5 protein-coding genes are annotated in these 6,594 nt (G+C 61.6%); all 5 read right to left on the bottom strand.

Annotation, left to right across the window (positions count from 1 at the left end):
- On the bottom strand, nucleotides 1-1,475 hold a 1,475-nt coding region (locus ACYVDE_RS11800), incomplete at its 3' end, for a hypothetical protein (protein WP_460501748.1).
- Between the two features lie 214 nt (nucleotides 1,476-1,689).
- A complete protein-coding gene (locus ACYVDE_RS11795; protein WP_460501747.1) occupies nucleotides 1,690-3,534 on the bottom strand; it encodes a glycoside hydrolase family 127 protein in 1,845 nt (614 codons plus the stop codon).
- Between the two features lie 329 nt (nucleotides 3,535-3,863).
- On the bottom strand, nucleotides 3,864-4,757 hold the full coding sequence (locus ACYVDE_RS11790) for a TraB/GumN family protein (RefSeq protein WP_460501746.1): 894 nt from the start codon (nucleotides 4,755-4,757) through the stop codon (nucleotides 3,864-3,866).
- 226 nt (nucleotides 4,758-4,983) lie between these two features.
- Nucleotides 4,984-6,213: a glycoside hydrolase family protein gene (locus ACYVDE_RS11785; protein WP_460501745.1), complete on the bottom strand. Its 1,230-nt coding sequence runs from the start codon at nucleotides 6,211-6,213 to the stop codon at nucleotides 4,984-4,986.
- Nucleotides 6,214-6,318: 105 nt separating this feature from the next.
- Nucleotides 6,319-6,594, bottom strand: a 276-nt coding sequence (locus ACYVDE_RS11780) for a hypothetical protein (protein ID WP_460501744.1), incomplete at its 5' end; no start/stop codon positions are given.

The following is a 6,594-nucleotide window of genomic DNA, read 5'->3' as shown; positions in this document are numbered from 1 at the left end:
AGCGCGTTGCCGACCAGCTCGGCCGGGCCCTGGCGCACGTAGTACTGCACGGGCAGGCCGGTATCAGAGGTAGCTGCCAGGCGTATGGTTGCCTGAGTAGCTTTCTGGTCGGGTAGCTGCGGGAAGGTGAGGTGCTGGGCCGCACCCTCGGTGAGGCGCAGGGGCACCACCAGCTGGGCCTGCTGCACGGCGGGCTTGTAGCGGGCATCGCCGGGGTGCGTGGCCGTCAGCCACAGGTCGTACTGACGCAGGTTAGCCCCCAGGCCCCGCTCTAGATGTAGCCGAAAGGTGTCGGCGCTGAGCTGGCGAAACGGGCCACAGATACGGCTTATTACCACCGGGCCAGCCTGCTGGGCGTGGCCGATGGGCGTGCCTACGGGCAGTTTCGTCCACTGGGCCAGGCGTGGGCTGCCACCCGCCACGGTGTCGAGGAAAGTGCCGCGCTGCACAAACGTGATGCCATCGGCCAGGGGCCGGAAGGGTAGGTTGACCTGCTGGTGGGTGCTGCGTTGCGCGGCGGGCCGGCCATCGACCAAGTAGCTCACTAGCTGCGGCAGCTGCTGGCGGTGCCGGGCCTGGTAAGCAGCCGTGGCGCGGGCGTGCTCTTCGTCAAAAAACCAGAAGGCTTGGGCTGGGTCGCCGACATACTGGCCCACCGGGGCGGCGGCGACCGTAGGGACCTGATTAGGCACCCATTTCTCTTGCAGCCAGCCGGTTTTGGTGGGGTCGATGGGCGTGAGGACAGGGGCCCGGTCCCTCGGCATCTTTTTAGGCAGGCGGTATTGGACGGCTTTTTTGATGTAGAACGCTAGGTAAGCTACCTTCTCCTCGGTGGTGGCAAAGTGGCCTTCGGCCGGGCAGGCCAGCATACTCAGGGGTGTGAGTGGGTGCTGCTGGCGCTCCTTTAGTCCCTCCGTCGACCAGGTGGCGGCCGACTCATATTCGCCCATCGTCTCTAGGGCGGGCACGTAGTCGATGGTGCGCGTCCCCCAGATATCGGGCGAAAACTGCTTGTCGCGCACATAGGGCCACTGCCCGCTCACCGACAGGCAGGCCAGCACTCGCTCGGGTGCCCAGGCCGCCACGTAATAGGGCGCGCTGGCCGCCGCCGAGTGCCCCATCGGCACCAGTGGCGCATAGGCCAGCTCGCGGTAGCCCGACTCGGTGGCCAGGTCTTGCAGCAGCTTGGTGAGGATGTCGCCCGCGCCGGCCGTGAAGTTGAATTGCAGATTGAAAGCGGGCGACACCCACACTTCGGCAAAGCCTAATTTGCTCATTTCCTGCCGGAAATGGGCGTTTTCAAGGATGGAGATTTCCTCCATGTTATGCTGCGCGAATACGATGCCGCGTACCTGCCGGCACGTGGGCGGCACCCACAGGAAAGCCCGCGCCGGCCCGGCATTGTGGGTGCCCCCGGCCACCGGCAGCGACCATTGCCACTCCTGCGCCTGGCCGGAGTAGGCTGCCCCCAACAATCCTAGCAATAGGCAGCATATCCGTTTTAATGGGCCCACCGTTTTTGTGTTTTTCACTTTAATAATTTGATTATCAACATAATAAAATACCATGCTATGCAGAGCGCAGCGAAATATTTCGGGGATTGACGTCTACAATCGTCATTGATTATTGCCCCACGCGAGATGCTTTGCTGCGCTCTGCATGACCTAGTCTTTTCTCTTTATCATCTCCTCATTGCAAATCCCAGTACACCACGTAGCGCTCGCGCTGGGCCTTGTAGTAGGGCACCAGCCGGATGCCGCCGGCCCCGGTGGCCGGCGTGGTTTGGAAGGTGAGGGGCTGACCGGGCACGGGCTGGAACCAGTCCGTGACTTTGCCGGTGCTAGTGCGGAGCGTGTGTACCAGGTCGGCGGGCACGTGGTAGTCGTAGCCGTAGTATTGGTAAGGGTCGGCGGGGTCGTGGTCGGGGGCGGTGCCGACCATGTTGGCCGTGCCCATTTCGCCGGCCAGCACGAGCGGGCCGTAGGCGAAGGCGGCCTTGTGTGGGTCGTCGTTGGTGGGCACTACGCGCAGGGTCATGGGGTAGGTCAGCTCCACGCGGTCGCCGTTTTTCCAAGTGCGGCTTAGGGTGATATAGCTGCCAGGTTGCTGCTTCACGGCCACGGTTTTGCCGTTCACTTTCAGCACCACGCCGCTGGTAGCCCAGCCGGGATAGCGCAGGTGCAGGGGCATGGCCATCGGCTTTTTCGTCTCGATGGTGAGGCGGGTAGTTTCCTCTTCGGGGTAGCGGGTGGTTTGCACAACTTTCACGCCGCGCTCGGCCCAGGTCAGCTCCGAGGGAATAAAGAGGTTGACGTACAAATCCTGAGCACCGTGGTAATAGATGGCCTCGCCGTACTTGGAGTGGCTTTCGAAGCCCGAGCCCACGCAGCACCAGAACGACTGGTCGGGGGTGCTGTAGAGACGGTAGGCACCCGGCAGCATGGGCGAGAAGTAGGCCACCATGCCCGTTTTAGGGTCCTGCTGGCCCAGAATGTGGTTGTAGAGCGCCTGCTCGTAGTAGTCGGCGTACTTGGCGTCGGGGTTCCAGGTGAAGAGGTGCCGCGTCAGCTTGAGCATGTTGTAGGTGTTGCACGTTTCGCCGGTGTTGCCGGTGAGGTGCTTCGAGAGCTGGTCGGGCTGGAAGAAGTGTTCCTTGTCGCTGTTGCCACCGTGGGCGTAGGTGTGGTGCGCCACTACGTCGTTCCAGAAGAAGGTAGCCGCCCGTTGCGCTTTGGGGTCAGCGGTCAGCTCGTAGGCCCGCGCCTCGCCCACCAACTTGGGAATGACGGTATTGGCGTGCATTTTATCCAGCTTGTCCTGGCCGTTCTCCAGCGGTTCGAGCACGGCTTTGTGGTAGAACATTTCGGCCAGCTTGAGGTGCTGCGGGTCGCCGGTGATGGCGTAGAGGTTGTAGAAGGCGTCATTCATGCCCCCAAACTCATTGCGCAGCATCTTGGCCAGCTGTTCGGGCGTGAGGGGCGTGAGCTTCTGGTAGGCCCAGGCGGCCATGCCCTTTTCCACGTCCAGGGCCTGCTGGTTGCCGGTTTGCCAGTAGGCGTCCGTCAGGCCGGCGAAGATTTTGTGCTGGGTATACCACGGCGCCCACACGCTGGTGCCAGCAATGTTGCGGTCAATGTAGTTCTGCGGGTAAGCGCTCAAGTAGCCGCCTTCGTTCAGGGCCTTTTGCACGACGGCTAGGCCCGCCACCAAGCTGTCGCTCTTGGCCTTAAAAGCCGCGTTGCCCGTCGAGGCATACTGAAATGCCAGGCCCGAAAGGATGTGGCCGATGCTGTGGCCGCGCAGCTCCATGTCAAGGCCCTCCCAGCCGCCGAGGGGCTTGGGCATCTTGGTGGGGCTGGTTTTCTTATCGGTCAGCAGGCCCGCATTCACCCGGAAGCTGTGCAGCAGCCGTTCGGTAGGCAGCGAGAGTAGCCAGCGCCCCTCGCGGTCCATGTTGTCTTTGAAGGGGCTATCCAGCACCCGTACGTCGCTCAGGTTGAAGCTGTAGGCTTTGATGGGTGCTTTCAGGGCCACGGCCGTTTGCTCCCTGGTCTGACCAGGGTATTGGGCGCGTGATTCGGTTGCCAGAAGGCTAACAGCTAGTCCTAACGTAAGGGCAAGCGGGGAAATGAAATCGGGACGCACAGGCTTGGAATGAATGGGAGTCAGGACAAAACTCCTGGTGCGCCGCTACGCTTCCCTCCTGAACCATCCTGAAATACCTGAAACACCTCTGTAAATAAACAGGGGTAGCACAAGAGTAGGAACAGAAATTCCCGGTAGCCTCGGTAAAACCTTTTATTCTGGTCACCTCGTCGCATCCATTTCTTCGTGCGCGTTGGCGATACGGTGACCCGCAGAAGCTACTTCACCGCCACTGCGGTGACCGCATAGCCTAGGTCGCGTAGTTGTTGTAGCAGGCCACAGGCGCCGTAGAGATGGAATTGGCCCACCGCGATAAAGGCATTGCCCGTTTGGACTAATTCCTTCACTTTAGGCAGCCACTGCTGGTTGCGTTTGATGACCAGTTCGTTCGCTGGCGCACAAGGTACCTTGAACTGATAGTCGAACCGCATCCGCAGATATTCTTTCGCCACCGCGCAAATCTGGGCCTGGTTTTTATGCTGGGCTAAACTTTCCACCCAGAAATGGACACCGGGCTTCGCCTTTTCCCAAGTCAACTCACCCGTTGGAGTCGCGTTAATCGCCTTAAACTGGGTGGTGTACGTTTCCAGGCCGACCACCGGTAGCTTCGCCCGGCGTGCTAGTCCCAGCAGATAATCATCCATGTGCGTCGCTGTATCGGTCGGCAGCACGGTGCCGCAGTTTTGGGCCACGTAGTCTTGCTGAAGTTTGACGAGTAGCTCCGCGGGTTGGAGTTTGTCCAGGGGGACTAACCAGGCTTTGCTATAAGTGGCTAAATACGCCGCGTCGGCCGGGTCGAGTGCTTGCTGATACGCCGTGCTGGCCAGGCGGGCATTGATAACCGCCACGATGGCCTGCTCCTTATCCTCAACCGATTCGAACGCCGCCACCCGGGCCGCCAGCAGGGCCTGGGTGATGAGGGGGCGTCGGTCCAAGAAGGAATTACCCATTTGATGGAACGTGCCCAGGATATAGGTGGGGGCGGGCACGTCGGGCCCCGCGACCTTCCACATGATGGTATTCTGCGCCCAGACCGGCGTAAGCAACAACGGGCTGATAGCGGTTAGACAGAGGCGAAGGAGGGTGCGGGTAACCAATCGGTTCACGAGCATGGAGAATCAGGGGGGTGACAAAGTAAAATAATACCGGCCCAACCTGTTGATGTGTTCGAGCAGCAAGGGCAAGAGTCGGGCTATTTCGCCAGGTTCTGGAAGTTGGGCTAAAATCAGGTGTTAAGCCAGTACCCGTTTTCTGAGCCACCCCGCTCCCGCCAAAATTTCTTGCTACGGCCCTAACGGGAATTTCTGTTCTTACTCTTGCGCTACCCAAACTGTGCGCTTATAGCCGCTTGCCCTGTTGCAGCTTTTGCAGGCGCAGCAGGGCCTCTAGGTAGTAGTAGTCGGCGTAGTTGATGCTGGCGTCGATTTCGGTGCCGTTGGGCTTGTGGCCGGTGCTGTGCAGCAGAAAGGCCGGGCTCTGGTCGCGGGCCTGGTACTGGGCCGAGGACAGCGTGGTGAGCATCCGCTCGGCCTGCTGGCGGTAGCCTAGCGCGGCGGCTTTGTCGGGGGTCAGGGTGGAGAGTTCGAGCAGGGCTGAGGCCACGATGGCCGCCGCCGAGGCATCGCGGGGCGCGGCCGGGATATCGGGCGCGTCGAAGTCCCAGTAGGGCACCTGGTCGGCGGGCAAGCGCTTAATGAACACGTCGGCCGACTTGCGGGCGCGGTCCAGAAACTCGGTTTCCTTGCTTTCACGGTAGGCCATCGTGAAGCCGTAGATGGCCCAGGCCTGACCCCTGGCCCACATGGTGTTATCGGCGTAGCCCTGGTGCGTCACGCCTTTGATGAACTGGCCGGTTTTGTCGTCGTACACGGCTACGTGGTAGCTGGTGCCATCGGGCCGGAAGTGGTGCTGGCTCGTCACGCGGGCGTGGCTCACTGCCATGTCGTATAGCTTCTTGGAGCCGCCGTTTTTGCTGGCCCAGAACAGCAGCTCCAGGTTTATCATGTTGTCCATAATGGTGTTGTGGGGCCAGCCCATCTGCTTCACCATGCGCGGCCACGACAGGATGGTGCCCACCCGTGGGTTGAAGAGCGTGGCCAGCGAGTCGGCTGCCCGCAGCAGCACCTGCTTGTAGGCCGGGTTCTGGGTGAGGCGGTAGCCGTTGCCGTAGCTGCAATAGAACTGGAAGCCCAGGTCGTGGTCCACGGTCTTGTGGTCGAGCACGGGGGCCAGGTCCTGGGTGAAGCCCTGCGCCTTTTCCTGCCAGAAATTCGTGGGCTGGGTTTCGTACACGTACCAGAGCGTACCGGGCCAGAAGCCGCTGGTCCAGTCCTCGCGGCTCACGTATTGCCACTGGCTTTGGCCGGCTGCGATGCGGCGCGGCTGCTGGGTGTAGTCAGGCGTCTGGGCCACGGTTTTGCGGGCCTGGGCGGCGCAGTAGGCCAGCTCCTTGGCTACATCAAGGGCCGGGGCGGTGGCTTGCGTTTGGGGGAGGCGTGTGGTGGTGGCGCAGCCGGTGGCGAGCAGCGCGGCAAGGAGGTAGGGTGCGAGGCAGGTGCGGGTGGGCATAGATTCAGCGAATAGCTAAGCAATAATTTAACGAAAGACCGTCATGCTTCGACTACGCTTCGCTCAGCATGACGGGCGATTTCTTGACGGACAATTTCCGGGTCTCTACTTCCCCGGCCACCCCGTGGCGCTCACCTTGTCCAGCCGCACGGTAGTGCTCACGGTGGTGAGGCGCGAGCAGGCCGGCAGGCCCACCAGCACCTGCTGGGGCAGGCTGGCGCGGAAGCTGCCTACGGGCGTCCATTGCTTACCATCGGGTGAAGTGAAGCCGCTTATGGTGTTGCCTTTGCGCTCCAGACGCAGCCAGTAGTAGCCCACCAGCCGGCCGAAGGTGACTTGCGGCTCGGCCAGGGGCGGGGCACTGGCTTGCACGGCGGTGCG

The organism is Hymenobacter agri (assembly GCF_054778495.1).
Note: the sequence above shows the minus strand (reverse complement) of the source record. Positions and strands in the feature narration are given on the sequence as shown.

Coding starts and splice junctions, on each gene's coding strand:
- ACYVDE_RS11790 (WP_460501746.1), bottom strand. CDS start 4,757: ATGCTCGTGAACCGATTGGTTACCCGCACCCTCCTTCGCCTCTGTCTA.
- ACYVDE_RS11785 (WP_460501745.1), bottom strand. CDS start 6,213: ATGCCCACCCGCACCTGCCTCGCACCCTACCTCCTTGCCGCGCTGCTC.